Below are 18,653 nucleotides of genomic sequence, written 5' to 3' on the forward strand. Positions count from 1 at the left end.
GTCACAGCAGGCCGGCAATGTCGTGCTCGAACAGGATGGCTCCCTGGGCGCTCACATGGTTGTCGTCTTCGTAGAGCGGCACGCCGTTCAGCACCGCGAGGCAGGTTGGGCCGTTGCAAAGCACGCGCATCGGATCGAGGATCTTCACGCCCGGCGTGTTCGCCTCGCGCGCGACGACGGCGCGATTGAACGCTTCGAGCGCGTGGGTCTCGGCCGCGGCCGGTTCGACGAGAGCGGGGTGGGTATACGCCCTCGGCAGCAAATAGCCCTTTAAGACCGGTGGATTCTGCACGATCACCACGCGCGGCGTACTCTTCAGCAGCGCTGCGACGGTCGCCGGAAGCTGACTCGCGAGCGCGGCGCGCGAGCTGGCCTGGGTGGCGTCGCTGCTTGCATCGGTGGTCACGAAGTGGGTCGCCTTCTGCAATTGGCCGTCGCTGATCCAGCCGTCGCTATAGAGGCTCCAGCGCGCCACGAGGAACACCGCCGCCGGCTTCAGTTCGTGTATCGAGGCGACGATCGGCTCGGCGAGCCCGAGTCGCGCGCAGAATTCCCCGCTTTCCGCACCGTCGCTGCGGCGGGTGGCGAGCAGAGGCGGGCACCCGGGATGCGAGAACAGCATCAGCCGCAGGTGATGCTCGTAAGCGATTTTCGCAAACACCGGCAGCCAGGCGCCCGCATGCGAATCGCCCCAGACCACCAGCGGCGCTCCGCCGGCACTCGCGTTGTAGGCCTTGCAGAAAGTGTCGGCCTGCCGCGACGCGAGATGGCAAGGCTCGCCAATGTATCGATCACGGATCGAAGCGTCGAGCGCGGCCTGCGTGATGCCGGGGTTGTGCGCGACGGCGCGCGACGGCAGACCGTCGCGGTAATACAGGCTCGCCCCGAGCCCCGCGAGGGCGGCCAGTAGCGCGCACAAGGCGGGGATTTTCAGCGTGTCGTTTTTCCACCGGCGCAGCGGACGCTCGATCAACGTATAGGTCAGCGTGGCGAGTATCACGCTCGCCAGCAGCAACACTAGCTTGGTTCCGTTCGAGACGATGCCGGGGTCTACGATATTGGCGAATGACAACAGCGGCCAGTGCCACAGATAGAGCGGGTAGCTGATCAGGCCAATCGCGATGGCGAGGCGGTTGCCCAGCAGATGGCGGTTGAGCCATGCATGGGGCCCGGCGCCGATGATCAGAAACGCGCCGAGCGTAGGCAGCAGCGCGCGCCAGCCCGGGAATACATCGTTCTTGTCGAACAGCAGGAGCGCCGCGCCGATCAGTACGGCGCCGGCGACTGACCAGAGATTGCCGTGCCGGGGCAGATAGTGCTGTTTGTGGAGGACGAGATAGGCGAGCGTGCCGCCGATCATCAGTTCCCAGACACGCGAGAACGGTGAATAAAACGCGGCGGTGGGATCGGCGTGAGCCGTCAGCAGGTTCACGGCAAACGAGGCCGCACCGATGATGCCCGTGAGCGCCAGAAAGCCCAGCCGCCGTTTCCACGCGAAGCCGACCAGCACGGGCCAGAAAATATAAAACTGCTCCTCGATACCGAGCGACCATAAATGCAGCAGCGGCTTGGTGGCGGCGGTGTTGTCGAAATAGCCGGATTCGCGCCACAGCGCGAGGTTCGCGATGAAGGTGGCGCCGGTGAAGACATGCTTGCCCAGTTGCTGATACTCGGTCGGCATCAGCGCGCCCCAGCCGAACACGAGGCAGGTGCCGAGCACCAGCGCGAGGGCCGGGAAAATCCGCTTGATACGCCGTGCGTAGAACAGGGCGTAGCTGAATTGACCTGCTTCCAGGCTTTCGAAAATGATCGAGCTGATCAGAAAGCCGGAGATCACAAAGAACAGATCGACGCCCACATAGCCGCCCGGTACGAGCGCAGGAAACGCGTGAAATCCCAGCACCGAGAGGACCGCGACGGCGCGCAGGCCATCGACGTCGGGCCGGTATCCGGGGGCAGGCAGCGCAGGCAGTTGCATCGAGGCGCCCGTAGCGCCCGCGGCGAACGCGGCATTGGCCGCGGGCGCGGGGCAGTCGGCGGCGGTGTCGCGCAAGCGTGCCGTGGCGGAGGAGGAGACGGCCGCGTGCCGGCCCTCGGCATTCGCGGACGATGCGCTGAGGTCCATCGACGGCAACGAAGCGCCCTTGCTTTTGAATAGCATGTCGGACTCGTGCTGTGCTGCTCTTGGGTCGCTGGTGTGCGTGAGGCACGGGCAGGCGCTCGCACAACCACGGGCTGGGTGATGGTCCCGATTGTGCAACGCGGCTGCCGTGCACAGTGTGGGCGGCCGTACAGATAGGCCGAGCCGCGTTTGATGTAATTCCGACAAATACCTGACAGACCCGATTTCGTACTCGCACATTCGCAGAGGCGAACTGCGGCGACGCCGATCCGACCGCGCCATGGACTCTCGTTCCCAGGCGCCTCGATCCGGTTACGCTCTCGCACAAGGACACAAAATGAAACCTGTCGTCTTCGACGGCTGTGTTGGCTGGCTTCATCCAGCCGAGGGGCAACATGGGGTGGTCCTGTGCAATCCGTTCGGCTATGACGCGCTTTGCACCCACCGCGGCTGGCGAGCGCTCGCGGAACGTCTCGCGGCAGCGGGCCTGCCGGTCTTGCGCTTCGACTATCCGGGCAGCGGCGACTCGCTCGGAGATGAAGAGGAGCCGGGCCGGGTGGCGGCGTGGCTCGACAGCATCGGCGCGGCGATGCGCTTTCTGAGGCAGTCGGCCGGGGTGACCCGGGTGTCGCTATGCGGCTTGCGCCTGGGCGGCACGCTGGCGGCGCTCGCGGCGCAGCGTTCGGGTGAGGTGGACGCTCTGGTGCTGCTCTCGCCGGCGCTCTCGGGTAAGAACTATCTGCGCGAATTGCGGGCGCATCGGCAGAGCTGGCTGAGCACGCCTGCGGGTATGAACGCCGAGCCGATTGCGGATTCTGCCGCGTATGTCGAAGCGTTCGGTTTTGGCCTGCATGGCGAGGACATTGCGCAACTTGGCTCGGTCGATCTACGTGCGGACACTACCGCTCCTGCGCGCCGCGTGCTGATGCTCGCGGCGAACGATCAGAGCCGCGCCGCGGCACTGGTGGCGCACTACCGCGCGAACGGGGTACAGGTCGAACAGCAAGGGTTCGACGAGGCCGACCGGTTTCTGCTCGAGGCCCTGTACAGCGAAGAGCCGGTACAGGCCTTTGCCGCGCTCACGCAGTGGCTGGCTGAGACGCCTGCGCCTGAGGCGGGCGCTGTTGCCGCAGTTCATGGCGATGCTTGTGCCGATGAATCGTCCACGGGGTCTTCCACCGAGTCTTCCACTTTAAGGCTCGCAAGCGAACACGCGGTCGAACGTCCGATTGTCTTCGGCGCTTACTTCGGCATCTACTGTCAACCCGATGTCCCTTGCGAGGGGGCGCCTGCCGTGTTGTTCCTGAATACCGGTGCGAGCCACCATATCGGTGACGGACGGATCTTTGTGCTGTTCGCGCGCCGTCTCGCGGCGCAGGGGATCGCTTCGCTGCGCATGGACCTGGGCGGTCTCGGCGACAGCACGCCGCTCGCCCAGGCGGTGACGCTCGACACCATCTATTCGCAAGCCTCGTGTGCTGATGCGATGGCCGGCGCCGACTGGCTGGCCAGCAGCGGACACGAACGCATCGTCACCTTTGGGGTGTGCGGCGGCGCGTTTAACGGCCTGCATGCATGCGCGAATCATCCACGTATCGCGGGCTGCTTCGGCGTGAACCTGCAGAAGTTCATCTGGGATGGCGCGGCGCGTACGCCGGGCACCGCAGGCCTCGCATCGAACCGTGTATTGCGGCGCTCGGCCATGAGTCTTGCCAAGTGGCTGCAGGTGTTGCGCGGCGAGTCGTCGCTATGGCGCGTGATACGCGGTCTCGCGCAACGGCTCGGCCGCAGCCTGTTCGTGCGCGCAGCCGATCTGCTCGAAGCAGGGCTCGGAATTTCCATTGCACCGAACGAGGCGAAACGTCTCTTGCAGCGCATCGATGCGAAGGGGGCGCAAGTGCGGCTCGTATTCGGCGAGTACGACCTTGGGCTCGACGAACTGAAGATCGAGTTCGGCGCGCAGTTGCGCGGGCTGCGCCGTTTTTCGCAGGTGCGCGCCACGACCTTGCCGAAGCTCGATCACGCGCTGTTCACGCGCGCGGCGCGCGAGGCGGCGATGACCGACGCGCAGCAGTGGCTATTCGAGTGCCTTGTCGCGGCGCCGGCGCCGCACGGCGAAGTGCCGCATCCGGCGCCGCTCAGTGTGGCGGTTTGCGCGGCCGTGCCGGATGGATCGGCTCTGTGTGCTGCCGGTCTCGATCAGGCGCGTCAATGACCATGCCGGCGCCACTGCACCGGATTTACCAGCGTGCGTGGCAGTCGCATATCGCCTCGCGCGACTTCACGATCGAAAAGACCTGGATCGACCTTGGGCTCGCTGCGGCCTTCGATTGGGTAGCCGGCGAGTGCAGCGGGCAGCCTGTGCTTGAAATCGGTGTAGGCGCGGGACTCACCGTGCCGTTGATGACGCGGATCTCCGCCGACTACACCGGGATCGACTATTCGCCGCGCATGCTCGACGAGGCGCGGCAGCGCTTCCCGGGCCTCGATCTGCGGCTGATGGATGCGCGCGACATGGCGGGGCTGGAGTCGGATCACTACGCGCTCGCGGCGTTCTGCTGGAACGGCATCGATTGTGTCAGCTACGAGGACCGCCAGCGCGTGCTGGAGCAGATGTACCGGGTGACGCGGCCCGGCGGCCTCGTGCTGTTCTCGAGCCACAATCGCGACGGTCCGGCGTTTCGCGAAAGCATCTGGCAACTGCGGCCGCGTTTCTCGCGCAATCCCTTGCGCCTCGGCTGGCGCCTCGTGCGCATGCTGCGGCTGTTTCCGCCGGCGGCCTATCACTGCCTGCGGCATCTGCGCTGCCGCCGCGACTACGAGGGCTATTCGGTCAAGGCTGCTGCCGCCCATTTCTTTCGCATCATGATCGTCTATACGACACTGCCGGAGCAGCGGCGGCAACTGGCATCGTTCGGATTCCAGATTGATGCGGTGTTCGGCAGCGGCGACGGCAAGCGTATCTACGCCGAGACCAGGACGAGCGACGCATGGTGGTTTTACTTTATTGCCCGCAAGCCGGTGCATCACTTTATTCTGGCGGACAAATGAACGGCGAGCGGGACGACAGCATTCGCAACGTGGAGATGATGCGCGGCATCGCAGCGATGGTGGTCGCATATTTTCACTGCCGCGTGATTGCGTGGGTGGGAATCCGGCATTACTCGGATATGCCGCACGTCGCGCTGTCGCTCGATTCCGTGCTGGCCTATCTGACGATTCCAATGGTGTGGGGGGCGATCGGCGTGCCGGTCTTCTTCGTGATCAGCGGCTATTGCATCCACCGTGGCCATGCGGAGAAGCTGGCGCGCGACCCGTGCTACCGGCTGGACGCGGCGGACTTCCTGGTGCGCCGCTTCGTGCGCATCTATCCGGTGCTGCTATGCGCGCTGCTGCTGACCCTCGCGCTCGATACCGTCAGCCTGCATTTCATCCCGCACAATGACCGGCTGCGCGATCTGAGTCTCACCACCCTGGTCGCCAACCTGATGGCGCTGCAAGGGATCGCTGCGCCAGCCTTTGGATCGAACGGCGCATTGTGGACGCTGGCGCTCGAGATCCAGTTCTATGCGCTGTACCCGCTGCTGTTCGCGCTGCAGCGCCGGCTCGGCTGCAATCGCACGCTGGCCTCGATCGCCGTGCTGAACCTGGTTTCGTATGCGCTGTTCGAGCGGCGAGGCATCACGCTGTTTGCGTCGTACTGGCTGTCGTGGTACCTCGGCGCATGGATCGCGCAGTGGCAGATCGCCGGCAAGCGCGCGCCGGCGATACGTCTCGCGGTGCCGGCGGCGGCCTTGCTGGCGGCCGGCTGCGTCGTGTCGTTCGACTCCCAGTACAGCGCGTTTCAGTTGTGGGCGCTGGCTTTTGCGCTGTTCCTGCCGCTCGTGCTGCAGGCGCGCGTGGGCCGCTCTTTGCTGACGCGTGGTTTCGAGAAGGTAGGGGAGTTCAGCTACTCGCTGTATGTCGTGCATTTGCCGGTATTTGTGCTGCTGGTCTCGTGGCTGTTTCACTCGGTCAAGCCCGACAGCATCTTTGTCTCGTTCGGTTTTTTCGCGATCGCGCTGCTGGTCGCGTATGTGTTCCACCTGCTGGTGGAGCGACCGGTGCTGCGGCTGTTGCGCAAGATGTCGTCGCAGCGCGCGCGGCGCATGCCGGCGCATTCCGCAGCAGAGCTGTTGCCGCTGGATGGGCGCAGATAAGCACAGCCGCCGCGGCGCGCAGTGTGTGCCCACGAACAGATTCGCCGGCCCTCGCTCTGTTTCAATGATCCATGACGTGCAATGGGAAAGGCGCCGCCGGATGCCGGCTTCGGAACTGGATGCCGGCCACGGGATGGGCTGCGCATGCCGCGCGGGATCTCCCCGCCTGCGCCTTGCCCGTACTGCCTCTGGAGAGCCGTGAATGAACGATTTTGTGTTGCCTGTCGGCGCCTTTGTTTCGGCTGATCCGGCTGTCCAGCCGGACCATGAACATGGGCTCGCGGTGAGGCTGACCGTGCAGCCTGTGATTCTCGCCGGTGGTTCGGGTACGCGGCTTTGGCCTCTGTCGCGCGAGCGCTATCCGAAGCAGCTCATCGGCTTGACCGGTGACGAGTCGTTGCTCGAGGCGACCTTGCACCGGCTCGACGGTGTGTTTGGTGGGGCAGCCCATGCTGGGGCGGCCCGTGCCGGTGAGACCCAGGCCGCAAGTGGGCTAATTGGCCCTGCCAGCCTGCCGATGACGCAGGCGGTGCCGCTCGTCGTGTGCAACGAGGAACTGCGTGCGCAGACGGCCGAGCGACTCGCGCGCACCGGCCGGCCGGTGCGCATGCTGCTCGAACCGGTGGCGCGCAACACCGCGCCCGCACTGAGCGTGGCGGCGCTTGCGGCGCGCGCCGCGGCGGCCGACGGCGCCGACCCGATCATCGTCGCCTTGCCCGCCGATCATCTGATTGCGGATCAGGCCGCGTTCGCGTCTGCGCTAAAAGAGGCGGTGGCTTTTGCGGCCGGCGGCGCAATCGTCGCGCTAGGCGTGCCGCCGCAGCGCGCCGAGACCGGCTATGGCTATATCCGCACCGGTGCCGAGTTGGGCCGGCACGGCGCCCGTGCCATTGAACGGTTCGTCGAGAAGCCCGGCCAGGAACTGGCCGACCACTACGTGGCGTCGGGCGAGTACTGGTGGAATAGCGGCATCTTCGTCGTGCGCGCCTCGGTGTGGCTCGAGGCGATCGAGCAGTGCAATCCGGCCATCGCCACGGCGTGCGCCGCGGCATTCGAACACGCCTTGACCGATGGCGACGGCACGCTTCATCTCGAACGCGTGGCCTTGTCGGCCTGCCCGTCCGACTCGATCGACTATGCGGTGATGGAGCGGATCGCCACCGACGCGGGTCTGCCCGGCATTGTCGTGCCGCTCGCTGCAGGCTGGTCCGATGTGGGCGCATGGGATGCCGTCTGGCAGGTATCAGAGAAAGATACGCGGGGCAACGTCGCGCGCGGCCGGGTGCTGTTCGAAGGCTCGACCGACAGCTTCGCCCACTCGGACGGCCGGCTGGTCGCCTGTGTCGGCGTTACCGGCGTGGTGGTGGTTGAGACCGCGGATGCGGTACTGGTCGCCGCCAAGGATAGCGTGCAGGACGTGCGCGCTATTGTCAGCCGTCTGAAAGCGGAACACGGGGTCGAGGTCCAGGAGCATCGCAAGGTGCAACGGCCGTGGGGCTTCTACGATTCGATCGATCGTGGCGAGCGGTTTCAGGTGAAGCGCATCGTGGTGCAACCCGGCGGCCGTCTGTCGCTGCAGATGCATCATCATCGCGCGGAGCACTGGGTGGTAGTGCGCGGCACGGCGCGCGTCACACGCGGCGACGAACACTTCCTGCTGTCGGAAAACGAATCGGCCTACATTCCGCTCGGCGTGACGCACCGGCTCGAGAACCCGGGCAAGACATCGCTCGAAATCATCGAGGTGCAATCGGGTGGCTATCTCGGCGAGGACGACATCGTGCGCTTCGACGATCAATATGGCCGCGCCGAGGAGGCTGGCGATGAACGCGAGGGTACTTCCGGTCAGTGAGCCTGCCGCTTTGGAAGGCTCATTGCCTGCATCCGCTGGCGGCTTCGACGAGCGTTGTTTCCGGCGTGCGCTGGGGCGCTTTGCCACCGGCGTGGTGGTGATCTCGAGCGGCAGCGGCGAGCACCTGCATGCGATGACGGCCAATGCCTTCATGTCCGGCTCGCTCAAGCCCCCGCTGATCGTGGTCTCGGTTGGACATCGCGCCCGCATGCATCAACGCTTGATGGAGACGAGCCTGTTCGGCGTGAGCGTGCTTTCGGACCAACAGGAATCGCACAGCCGGCACTTCGCCGGCGATGCGCAGAGCGCACTCGCGCCGCGCTTTGCCGTGGTCGACGGCCTGCCCGATGTGGTCCTGCTCGAGCATGCCGTGGCCCGCTTCGCCGCGCGTCTGGTCGACCGTCATCCCTGCGGCGATCACACGTTGTTTATCGGCGAGGTGCTGGTGTTCTCGCTCGATGAGCACGCCCCTCTGGTCTTTTTTGGCGGCCGCTACGCCTCGGTTGCGATGGCGCGCTGCGATCGCTCTCAAGCGGTTGCAACCGCGCGTGCAGCGAGTGGCGCGCCGGACCCTGCGCAGCGTTGAGTGCGCTGCCGGACATAAGCCGTTGCAGATACGCCAATTGGTGAGCTTGCGTGCGTCGTCGCACGATGCAAATCACCGGGCTCGCGCACGCTTGTCATGCAAGCTTGCAGGCGCGCATCCGGCCGCACGTTACATGAACGAAACAATTCTTCAGAGGGATAACCCTGTCAGGACGTTTCCCAACTGGCGCATCTGTATTGAAGCAAGCAACGTATCGATTAATACAACAAAACAACCACATAAAACGACACACGAGGGCCGCTTGATTAACAGGCTACGCGGGGGGATCACCCGCTTCGGGGAGAGTGTCATGGAACAGGGAAACAAGGATCGTTCGCTGGTCAGCAAGGTCATGGACGGGCTCGTTACGGGCATCGTCGAAGAGAAGTATGGCGGCGTGCTGCCGCCGCAGGACGTGTTGTCCAAAGAGTTCGACGTGAGTCGAACTGTGATGCGTGAAGCGCTGTCGATGCTGCTTGCGCGCGATATGCTCGATGTGCGGCCGAAGATCGGCACGCGCATCAGGCCGATGCGCGACTGGAGGATGATCGACGAGGATGTCGTGAACTGGCGCTTTCGTGCGAAGCCCGATCCGATGTTCCTGCGCGACGTCATCGAGTTTCGCATCCTGATCGAGCCGCGGGCGTGCGCTCAGGCGGCCTCGCGCGGCGGCGCGGCGGAAATCGCGGCGATTCGCGATGCCTTCGACGCTTTCCGCTCCATCCGGCCGGACGAGGCGGGCTACCAGGCTGCCGATGAGCTGCTGCACACGCGGATCGTCGTGGCGAGCGGCAATCAGTTCTTCCAGCAGATGGCGGCGATCATTCGCGGCGCACTTGCGGCCGCCAATCCGATCGTGCTGGCCAAGGCGGGCGCGTGGGAGGCCATGGTGGTGAACCACGGGCGCGTGGTGGAGGCGATCGAGCGGCGCGATGCGGCGGCTGCGGAAGCGGCTTCGCTCGCACTGATCGACTACACCGCGGAAGAGATCGGCAGTGTGTTTGCGGTCGAGCGGCCGGTGCATGGTTGAGGGCGTTGGCGGCGCGGGGCCCTGCATGACGGCATAGGCATCGCCACGGGCGGGCATACGGGAGTGTGCCGACCTGAGCGACAATGCAGCTTCGTCTCAACTGCATTGGAACTCGAACGTTCAATGAACCATTCCCTGGAAGCCGCCCCCGCGGGGGGCGCGCTCGAACAAGTTTTCTCATCCGATCTTCGCGTGATTCGCTGGGGCATCGTCGGCACAGGCCGCATTGCGCGCCGTTTTGCGCAGGGTCTTGCGCACGTGCCCGCGGCACGTCTGTCCGCCGTGTGGTCGCGCCGCGCCGAACTGGCCGCAGCGTTCGCTCAGGAATTCGGCGGTACGGTGTGCGAGAGCTTCGCGGCGCTGCTGGCAAGCGGCGTCGACGCGCTGTACATTGCCACGCTGCAGGACAGCCACGCCGACTACGCGATCGCCGCGCTCGAAGCAGGCCTGCATGTGCTGTGCGAGAAGCCGGCCACGATCAACGCCGTCCAGCTCGAACGCGTGCTGGAGGCGGCCCGTCGTTCGCAACGGCTTTTCATGGAGGCGATGAAGCCGCCGTTCTATCCGCTGTATCGCGCGTTGCGCGCGCATCTGGACACCGATCCGATCGGCCCTGTAGGCCTTGTGCGAGCCGGTTGCTCGGCTGCGAACGTGCCGCCCGGTCATCCTTCGTTTTCCTTCGAACATGCCGGTGGGGCGCTGCTCGATATCGGCATCTATGAGATCTTTCTGGCCGTCGACTGGCTCGGCGCGCCGCTTGAGGTGCAGACACTCGGGCGCCTCGGGCCGACCGGCGTCGATACCTTTGCGAGCCTCAATAGCCAGCATGAGCATGGCATCGCGCAACTGTTCTGCGGGCTCGATCTGCACGGCAAGGGCGATGCGCTCCTGCTCGCGCCCGGCGGCCACGTGACGATCCATGAGAACTGGTGGAACCCGGTCCGTGCAACGCTGCGCTATGCCGACGGCCGGGTGGTCGAACTGCATGAGCCGTTCGAAGGCGGCGGCCTGAACTACGAGACTGCGCACTTCTGTGACCTGATCCGGGCGGGGCAACTGGAGAGCCCGGTGATGCCGCATGCGAAATCCTTGCAGATGATCTCGATGAGCGATGCGGCGCGTGCGGCATTGGGGCTTCGCTTCGCGGGGGAGTGACGGGCGCTGGCTGGATAGGCGGTTCAGGCGATGGAAGAGGCGTGAGGCGACGAGCGGCGGGGCGCGCAGGAGCGCAGGGCGCGCGCCTGGCAGCGGTGGCGCCCGCTGTGTGCCGCAGTGGTACGATTTGCACGGCTGCGCTGCCGCGGCGTAGCCAAAGCTTTCGATTACCTTCCGCTGGAGCTGTCTGCGATGCGCATGCTTGCAAAACTATGGCGCGACAACAAGAGTCTTGTCGCGTTTCTCGTGCTGATGGTGCTGTTCCGCAGCGCCATCGCCGACTGGAACGTGGTGCCGAGCGGCTCGATGCTGCCGACTATCCGTGAAGGTGACCGCATCCTCGTCGACAAGATGGCCTACGACCTGCGCGTGCCGCTCACGCACATTGCCATTGCGCATCTGCATGACCCACAGCGTGGCGACATCGTCACCATCGATTCTTCGGCGGCCCACGAGCTGATCGTCAAGCGGCTGATCGGCCTGCCCGGCGACCGCGTGGCGATGCGCGACAACGTGCTGTATGTGAACGGCGTACGCGCCGACTATCAGCCGCTCAAGTTCGGTCCGCTGCCGGGCGACGCGGCCTCGCCGGGGGATTATCTGACCGAGCGTTTCGACGGCGTCGTGCATACGGTGCGGCTCTCGCCGCAGTCGCCGAGTCCGCGCAATTCGTTTGGGCCGGTGACTGTGCCGCCGGGCGAGTATCTGATGCTCGGCGACAATCGCGACAACAGTGCCGACTCGCGCTACTTCGGCTTTTTCCCGCGTGGCGAGCTGATGGGGCGCACGCGCCGCGTCGCGTTCTCGCTCGATCCGGACCGTTACTACGAGCCGCGCTTTAGCCGCTTCGGCGCCCGGCTCGATGCACCGCTGGCGGCGCGCTGAGCACGTTTAAGCACGCCCGGCAGGCCAGGCACGTCAGGCAGGCTACGTAGGCTGGACACGTGAAGCACGCTTTGCGTGGCGCGCAGGCTTAGGCAGGGGCAGCGGGCTCACGCCGCTCGCCGAATCATGTCCGCTGCCGCGCGCCTCAATGCCGCGTGGGCAGCGCAAGCCGCTGCTCGTACCAGTGCTGAACCCATTCGAGCACCTGGCACAGCACCCAGTAGATCGCGGCAGCCGTGAGGTACAGCGGCAACGGCTGATAGGTCGACGCAATCACTTCCTGCGCGCTTCTCAACAATTCGGTCACCGTGATCACCGACACCAGCGAGGTGTCCTTGATCAGGCTGATCAGGCTGTTCGACAGGCTCGGCACGGCAATGCGCAGCGCCTGCGGCGCGATCACGTAGCGCAAGGTCTGGCGCCGCGACAGGCCCAGGCTATAGGAGGCCAGCCACTGGCCGCTATGAACGCCGAGGATCGCTCCGCGCATGCTCTCCGACAGATAGGCCGCGACGTTCGCCGACAGGGCTATCACGCCCGCGGGCGTCGGATCGAGCGAGATGCCGAGGCTCGGCAAGCCGTAGTAAATGACGAAAATCTGCACCAGCAGCGGCGTGCCGCGCATGAGGCTCACATAGACGCGCGCGATCCAGTTCAACGCACGGTTGTGGCTGATCCCCATCACGGCGAGCACGCTGGCCGCCAGCAGCCCGAAGATCATCGACAGAACCGCGAACTTGACCGTCAGGACAGCGCCCTGAGCGAGCACAGGAAGCGATTGGACGAGCAGGGAAGTGGTGGACATGGGCGGTGAGTGTTGTGCGCAGCAAAGCGCACATCATAAACGGGTCATGGGCAGAGGATGCAACTGCGCGCTTGACGGGAGCGGTGCAGCCTCGCGTCGCTGCAAAGAAAAAGCGGCATCACGAGGATGCCGCCTTGTGTTGCGGGTCGGGTCTGCGTGAGGTCTTTCAGCCGGCGCGATCAGTTCGCGATGGGCTTGGTCACGTCGATGCCGAACCACTTGTCGGAGATCTTCGCGAAGGTGCCGTCCGCTTCGAGCTGGGTCATCGCGTCGTCGATCGCCTTGGCGAACTTCGGATTGCCCTTCTTGAACGGAATGCCCGACGGCGTGCCGGTGCCGACCATCGCGCCGGTGCGCAGCGGCAGCGGCGAGGTCTTCAGCAGATACGCAAGCATCAGACGGTCGTTGAGCGCGGCGTCAAGACGGCCGGCAGAGAGATCCGCCAGATATTCGGGCGCGCCCGGATAGGTCTTGACGTCGATGCCCGGCACCGATTTCGCCATATCCATGTAGTTGGTGCCGAGACCCACGCCGAGCTTCTTGCCCTTCAGGTCTTCGAGCGACTTGAACTGGCGCGAGTCGTCCTTGCGCTGGATCAGTTGTGCCGCCGAGAAGGTGTAGCCGGGCGAGAAATCGAGCACCTGCTTGCGGGCATCCGTGATGCCGACCTGGTTGACGATCACGTCGAACTTGCCGGCCTGCAGGCCCGCGATGATGCCGCTCCATTCCGTGGTGATGAACACCGGCTTCACGCCGAGCTTCGCCGCGACCGCCTTGGCGATATCCACGTCGAAACCGACCAGCTCACCGGACGGCGCCTTCGAGTTGAACGGCGGGAACGTGCCTTCGAGGCCGATGCGCAACGTGCCGCTTTGCTTGACCTGATCGAGCAGATCCTCCGCGTGGGCGGCCGTGGCGGTGAGCGAGGCGCCAATCAGACCCGCCAGCAGGATTTTTTTCAGCAAGCCAAATTTCATCGGTTCCTTCCTTTATTCGTGTTTATCGCCCGGGGAGGGCAGTTTTAACAGCGGAAAGGATAACAAAACAGACTATCGGCACTTAAATACTGTTTGTTTATGCCTATATAACCTGGCTCGGTCCCGACTTGAACCTGGCCGGGCGGGCACGCCCGCAGTCTACGCCAGTGCCCGTGCGCACTCGGCCACCAGCGCCGGTCCACGGTAGATGAAGCCGGTATAGAGCTGCACCAGCGACGCACCCGCGGCGAGCTTGGCGCGCGCGTCTTCACCGGAGAAGATGCCGCCGACGCCGATGATCGGCACCGTCTCGCCGACTTCGGCGCGCAGCTTGCGGATCACTTCATTGGATGCGTCGAACACCGGCTTGCCCGACAGTCCGCCGGTCTCCTCGGCGTGCGGCAGTCCCGTGACGGCGGTGCGCGAGAGCGTCGTATTGGTGGCGATCACGCCTTCGAAGCGATGGCGCAGCAGGGTATCGGCAATCGACTTGATCTGCTCGTCGTCGAGATCCGGCGCGATCTTCAGCGCGAGCGGCACGAGCTTGCCGTGCAGGTCGGCGAGGCGCTGCTGCTTGTCCTTGAGTGCGGCAAGCAGGGCGTCGAGTTCGCCCGCGCCCTGCAACTGGCGCAGGTTCTTGGTGTTCGGCGAGGAAATGTTGACCGTCACGTAGCTTGCGAACGGATAGACGCGTTCGAGACAATACAGATAATCCTCGGCGGCGCGCTCGATCGGTGTGTCGGCGTTCTTGCCGATATTCAGGCCGAGCGTGCCGCGATAGCGCGCGGCCTGGACGTTCTTGACGAACTGGTCGACCCCGGCATTATTGAAGCCCATACGGTTGATCACGGCGTTTGCCTGTGGCAGCCGGAACATGCGCGGCCGCGGATTGCCCGGCTGGGCGCGCGGCGTGACCGTGCCGACCTCGATGAAACCGAAGCCGAGCGCAGCCAGCCCGTCGATGCACGCGCCGTCCTTGTCGAGCCCGGCAGCGAGTCCCACCGGGTTACGGAAAGTCAGCCCCATCACCGTGCGCGGCGCGTCGGGCACATGCGGCGCAAGCGTGCCCGCGATGCCGGTGCGGCCGGCTGCGCCGAGCAGGCGCAACGTCAGGTGGTGAGCGTCTTCCGCGTCCATGCGAAAGAGTTGGGCGCGTACGAGCGGGTAGAGGGAACTGAACACGGGACGAAAGCCGTCGGCTTGAAAATGGGAACCCGGCATTTTACCGGCTTTAACGAGGCGGCAGGGAGCGCGGCGGGATGCAAGGTCAAGGCGCGGGCGATGCGCTTTGGGTTCGCCTCACTGTTTGCCCTGTGTTCTCAGCGCGGCTGCAGCCGGACCGGGCCGCGCCGGCCCTGGATGGCGGCGTCGACCGGCGGCAACTCGAGGTTGTGCGGATCGAGCGTTCTCCAGGTGCTGTCAATCAGGCCTTCCAGCGGCCGGAAATTGGCCTTATAGGCCATTTTCTGGCTCTCGCGGATCCAGTAGCCGAGGTAGACGTAAGGCAATCGCAGGCTGCGCGCCTGTTCGATCTGCCAGTAGATGTTGTAGGTGCCGAAGCTGCTGTGCGGCAGATCCGGCTCGAAGAAGGTATAGACCGAGGAAAGCCCGTCGCCGAGGATGTCGATCATGCTGATCATGCGCAGCAGGCCGGGGGCATCTGGGTGTTCCGCCAGCGGCTCGCGGAATTCGACGAGGCGCGAGTTTATCCGGCTTTGCAGCAGAAACTGTTCGTACTGGTCGCGGCTGTCGCGATCCATGCCGCCGCCGGCGTGCCGCGCCGACTGGTAGCGCATATAGAGCGCGTAGTGTTCTTCGTCGTAGTGCAGCGGGGCGACCGTGGCGACGAGGCCGCCATGCTTTTTCCATACCTTGCGTTGCGTGCGGTTTGGCAGAAACTGGTCGACCGGCACGCGCACCGGCACGCAGGCGCGGCAGCCGTCGCAATACGGGCGGTAGGTGAACACGCCCGAGCGCCGGAAGCCGGCCTTGACGAGGTCGGTGTAGACGTCGGAGTTGATCAGGTGGCTCGGTGTGGCGACCTGCGAGCGCGCCACGCGCCCCTCCAGATAACTGCAGGGGTACGGCGCCGTTGCATAAAATTGCAGCGCGGAAAGCGGTGAAAGCGGCAGCTCGTTGGGGTGCGTCACGTTGGCAGCTCTCGAAGCGTCTTTGGGTCTTTCAAACTCGTTTCAATGGCGGCGCGCCCCGCTGGGGCGTTTCGGTCATGCGTGCCGGACCCGGCATTAATGACAAGTATATTGCGGAGCGCCACGATTTGTTTCTTCGGGTGAAGCCTGATGGCACAAAAAGCTTTGGGGTTCACTGCGGCGTGGTGATAAGGGGCATATTGGGGGCGTGGGGGATGAGTGGAGGCTGTGTTCTGCCCCCTCTAAAGGAAAGAACCCTAATAGCGGCCGCCATTCGCCGCGAGACCCGCTGTATCACGAACCGGCCACCGCGGGTTTCGACAGCAGTTCCTCCAGCACCGTCTTGCCGAAGCGCCAGGGGATCGGCTCGGCGTCGACGGTCGAGCGGACGTGCGCAATGAACATCTTGCGCGGGATCTCGTGGCCACCGAGCGAGGCCAGATGCGACGTATTCTGCTGGCAGTCGATCAGCTCTATCCCGTGGCGCCGCAAGTGTCCGACCAGCGCTGCGAGCGCGATTTTCGACGCGTCGGTGACCTCGGCAAACATCGATTCGCCGAAGAACATCCGCCCGAACGACACGCCGTACAGGCCACCCACACGCTCGCCCTCGAACCAGGTTTCGATGCTGTGTGCATCGCCCGTGCGGTGCAGGGACGAATAGGCTTCGACGACGTCGGCGGTGATCCACGTGCCGCGCTGTACGCGGCGGGGCGCCAGAGCGCAGGCGCGCATCACGGCCGCGAAATCGTGGTCGACGCGGATTTCCCACGCGTCCTCGCGCAGCACTTTCTTCAAGGTCTTGCGCAGCGAGGGGGAAACCTTGAATTCCGCCGGGCGCAGGATCATGCGTGGATCGGGACTCCACCAGAGCACCGGCTGGCCGTCCGAATACCAGGGGAAGATGCCGCGCCGGTAGGCGTCGATCAGGCGCGAGGGCAGCAGGTCGGCGCTGGCGGCGAGCAGGCCCGGCGCACCGCTTGCCGCGCCGAGCGCGCGCTCGACGGCAGGGAACGGATCGTCGGGTCCGAGCCAGGGAACCATGCGCGTGCCGCTCAGCCTTCGCGCAGCGAGCGGAAGATGTCGCCGGTATGCAGACCGTAGCTGCCCGCGCGGCGGTCAGCGAAGAAAAAGCGCAGGGTTTGCCCGACCGTCGGAAACGCGATGTCGTCCCACGGAATCTCGTGCTCCTCGAACAGCTTCACTTCGAGGCTTTCCTCGCCGGCGTCGAGGTCGAGATCGAGCAGCCGCGCGAGGTAAAACAGATGCACCTGGTGCACGTGCGGCACGTTGAGCAGCGAGAACAGGTTCTGCACCTCGACGCGCGCGCCGGCTTCCTCCAGGGTTTCGCGGGAAGCCCCTTCGGAGGTGGTCTCGCCCATTTCCATGAAACCGGCGGGCAGGGTCCAGTAGCCGTAGCGCGGTTCGATCGCGCGGCGGCACAGGAGCACCTTGTCGTCCCAGACCGGGATTGTGCCGACCACATTGCGCGGATTCTGATAGTGCACGGTACCGCAACTGGCGCAGACAAAGCGCTCGCGATTGTCGCCCGGCGGGATGCTCAGGCTGACCGGGTGACCGCAGACAGAACAGAATTTCATAGGAAGGGGACGAAGAATGGTGGTAGGAGTTTATCACCAGGGCGAGCTTTCAAGATGGGCGCCTGTGCGACGGATCGGGGCCGTGGCACAGAGAGGGACGCGGAGCCGGGATGCACGCCCGGCCGAATGGCTAATTCGACGGAAGCGCTTAGCAACGTGATGAAATTTGCGTTAGGATTGCTACGCTATTGAATCGCGTCGGTTTGAAGCATTGAAAACACAGTAGGAGCAAGGCGTCATGCGAAAGAAAAACATCTTCTATCGGCTTCGGATTATCACTAACTGCGCTGCGGTTGGAGCACTCACTGCCAGTATTTTCTTCGGCTGGATTGATCGCTCGGTTGACCTGCATACGGTGGGCGCCGTGATCGGCGCGGGCGCAGCGTCGCTCAAGGTATTTAACATCGTTTGAGCGTGACTTTTTATTTGCATGTTTCCATTCGGACTACAGATTGATGGATTTTCCTACGTGATTGCGGTGGCTTGGTCGTGGGCCCGCTATGTCAAACGCCTGCGTATGCCGGTGCGGGGTTCAGCAAGAGGAGTGCATCCTGTGCGAGCCTTTTTCTGCAAAGCCACCGCCGCGGATTTTTCGAGCGGCATCTGCATTTTTCCATTGTGCGGGCTCGGAACGTCGGTGTTCTCGGACCAGTTGCTGGAGGCGCTGCTTTCGCGGAACCGGCTGATTTTAAGTACGGCGGGCGTGACGGCGTTGTTTGCGATGGTAGAGGATTTTTAGCGCGCCATGCAGTATCAGGGGTACGGATGAGCGCGGCGCTAGTGTGGGGTGCTAGTGCGCGGTGCTAATGCGCGGTGCCAGTGATTAGCAAGCGGTACTCAAAGAGGGCCTGCGAGACGACTGACGTGAACAGGAGCAGCAAACAAAAAAGCCTGCCTATCCGGCAAGCCCTTGATGATTTTCGACGTGAGCTACTTTGATTCGCTGCTTGGTTGCGGGGGTAGGATTTGAACCTACGACCTTCGGGTTATGAGCCCGACGAGCTGCCAGACTGCTCCACCCCGCGTCCGTCGAAGAAAAGATTATAGGCCAAACGGCTGGCCCGTGCAATACCTTTTTAAGAACAGACTTCAACATGCGGGTGAGGGCGTATTCGATCGCTGTGTGTCGCACGGTCTGTCGCACTGTTCGTTCCCGGTATTGATGCCCTTGGTGATATGCGTGTCCCTGCATGGTCCGTGCACGCGTTGCAACAGCAGCGCAACAGATCCGGCCGCAAGATCGCAACTGCTTCGCGTCGACGCTGCGCTAGAATCCGCTTTCCATCTGCGT

The 18,653-nt window shown here is 64.4% G+C and carries 17 protein-coding genes and 1 tRNA gene; 10 read left to right on the forward strand and 8 right to left on the reverse strand.

The window, feature by feature from the left end; all coding sequences use genetic code 11:
• Window position 1 precedes the first annotated feature (1 nt).
• Window positions 2-2,161: an acyltransferase family protein gene (locus tag FFS45_RS25580; RefSeq protein WP_249362925.1), complete on the reverse strand. Its 2,160-nt coding sequence runs from the start codon at window positions 2,159-2,161 to the stop codon at window positions 2-4.
• 298 nt (window positions 2,162-2,459) lie between these two features.
• On the opposite strand from FFS45_RS25580, the gene FFS45_RS25585 reads away from it, so the two are divergent.
• From FFS45_RS25585 to lepB, 8 genes are all read left to right on the forward strand, one after another.
• Window positions 2,460-4,337: an alpha/beta hydrolase gene (locus FFS45_RS25585; RefSeq protein ID WP_171029748.1), complete on the forward strand. Its 1,878-nt coding sequence runs from the start codon at window positions 2,460-2,462 to the stop codon at window positions 4,335-4,337.
• A complete protein-coding gene (locus tag FFS45_RS25590; protein ID WP_137957428.1) occupies window positions 4,334-5,173 on the forward strand; it encodes a class I SAM-dependent methyltransferase in 840 nt (279 codons plus the stop codon). Before FFS45_RS25585 ends, FFS45_RS25590 begins: the two co-directional genes overlap by 4 nt.
• Entirely contained in the window at window positions 5,170-6,321 is a 1,152-nt protein-coding gene (locus FFS45_RS25595) for an acyltransferase (RefSeq protein ID WP_171029749.1), read from the forward strand. Before FFS45_RS25590 ends, FFS45_RS25595 begins: the two co-directional genes overlap by 4 nt.
• Window positions 6,322-6,523: 202 nt before the next feature.
• Window positions 6,524-8,173 carry a mannose-1-phosphate guanylyltransferase/mannose-6-phosphate isomerase gene (locus FFS45_RS25600; RefSeq protein ID WP_137957430.1) on the forward strand — a complete coding sequence of 550 codons (1,650 nt, stop codon included), beginning with the start codon at window positions 6,524-6,526 and terminating at the stop codon, window positions 8,171-8,173.
• A complete protein-coding gene (locus FFS45_RS25605; protein WP_137957431.1) occupies window positions 8,145-8,759 on the forward strand; it encodes a flavin reductase family protein in 615 nt (204 codons plus the stop codon). Before FFS45_RS25600 ends, FFS45_RS25605 begins: the two co-directional genes overlap by 29 nt.
• Before the next feature lie 310 nt (window positions 8,760-9,069).
• Complete coding sequence (locus FFS45_RS25610) at window positions 9,070-9,789, forward strand: FCD domain-containing protein (RefSeq protein WP_137957432.1); 720 nt, start codon at window positions 9,070-9,072, stop codon at window positions 9,787-9,789.
• Window positions 9,790-9,912: 123 nt separating this feature from the next.
• A complete protein-coding gene (locus FFS45_RS25615; RefSeq protein WP_137957433.1) occupies window positions 9,913-10,944 on the forward strand; it encodes a Gfo/Idh/MocA family oxidoreductase in 1,032 nt (343 codons plus the stop codon).
• 192 nt (window positions 10,945-11,136) lie between these two features.
• Complete coding sequence (lepB, locus tag FFS45_RS25620; RefSeq protein WP_137957434.1) at window positions 11,137-11,829, forward strand: signal peptidase I; 693 nt, start codon at window positions 11,137-11,139, stop codon at window positions 11,827-11,829.
• Between the two features lie 145 nt (window positions 11,830-11,974).
• On the opposite strand, the gene FFS45_RS25625 is transcribed toward lepB, so the two are convergent.
• The 6 genes from FFS45_RS25625 to FFS45_RS25650 all read right to left on the reverse strand — a co-directional run bounded on the left by FFS45_RS25625 (window position 11,975) and on the right by FFS45_RS25650 (window position 17,362).
• A complete protein-coding gene (locus FFS45_RS25625; protein ID WP_137957435.1) occupies window positions 11,975-12,634 on the reverse strand; it encodes an amino acid ABC transporter permease in 660 nt (219 codons plus the stop codon).
• Window positions 12,635-12,813: 179 nt separating this feature from the next.
• Window positions 12,814-13,611 (reverse strand): cystine ABC transporter substrate-binding protein, encoded by a 798-nt coding sequence (locus tag FFS45_RS25630; protein WP_137957436.1) that lies wholly within the window; start codon window positions 13,609-13,611, stop codon window positions 12,814-12,816.
• Between the two features lie 159 nt (window positions 13,612-13,770).
• Window positions 13,771-14,793 (reverse strand): quinone-dependent dihydroorotate dehydrogenase, encoded by a 1,023-nt coding sequence (locus FFS45_RS25635; RefSeq protein WP_137957437.1) that lies wholly within the window; start codon window positions 14,791-14,793, stop codon window positions 13,771-13,773.
• A 137-nt stretch (window positions 14,794-14,930) separates the two neighbouring features.
• Window positions 14,931-15,761 carry an arginyltransferase gene (locus FFS45_RS25640; protein WP_137957438.1) on the reverse strand — a complete coding sequence of 277 codons (831 nt, stop codon included), beginning with the start codon at window positions 15,759-15,761 and terminating at the stop codon, window positions 14,931-14,933.
• Between the two features lie 294 nt (window positions 15,762-16,055).
• A complete protein-coding gene (gene aat / locus FFS45_RS25645; protein ID WP_137957439.1) occupies window positions 16,056-16,805 on the reverse strand; it encodes a leucyl/phenylalanyl-tRNA--protein transferase in 750 nt (249 codons plus the stop codon).
• 11 nt (window positions 16,806-16,816) lie between these two features.
• Window positions 16,817-17,362, reverse strand: coding sequence for an NUDIX hydrolase (locus tag FFS45_RS25650; protein WP_137957440.1), 546 nt, complete (start codon window positions 17,360-17,362; stop codon window positions 16,817-16,819).
• A 238-nt stretch (window positions 17,363-17,600) separates the two neighbouring features.
• On the opposite strand from FFS45_RS25650, the gene FFS45_RS41855 reads away from it, so the two are divergent.
• A complete protein-coding gene (locus FFS45_RS41855; protein ID WP_171029750.1) occupies window positions 17,601-17,774 on the forward strand; it encodes a hypothetical protein in 174 nt (57 codons plus the stop codon).
• An 18-nt stretch (window positions 17,775-17,792) separates the two neighbouring features.
• The gene (locus FFS45_RS25655) at window positions 17,793-18,101 is read left to right on the forward strand and encodes a hypothetical protein (RefSeq protein WP_137957441.1); all 309 of its coding nucleotides are present in this window, start codon (window positions 17,793-17,795) and stop codon (window positions 18,099-18,101) included.
• Between the two features lie 209 nt (window positions 18,102-18,310).
• Here FFS45_RS25655 and FFS45_RS25660 read toward each other — a convergent pair.
• A tRNA-Met gene (locus FFS45_RS25660) sits at window positions 18,311-18,387 on the reverse strand.
• Window positions 18,388-18,653 lie beyond the last annotated feature (266 nt).

The organism is Burkholderia sp. 4M9327F10, assembly GCF_005503145.1.
In the GTDB taxonomy this organism is placed as follows: domain Bacteria; phylum Pseudomonadota; class Gammaproteobacteria; order Burkholderiales; family Burkholderiaceae; genus Paraburkholderia.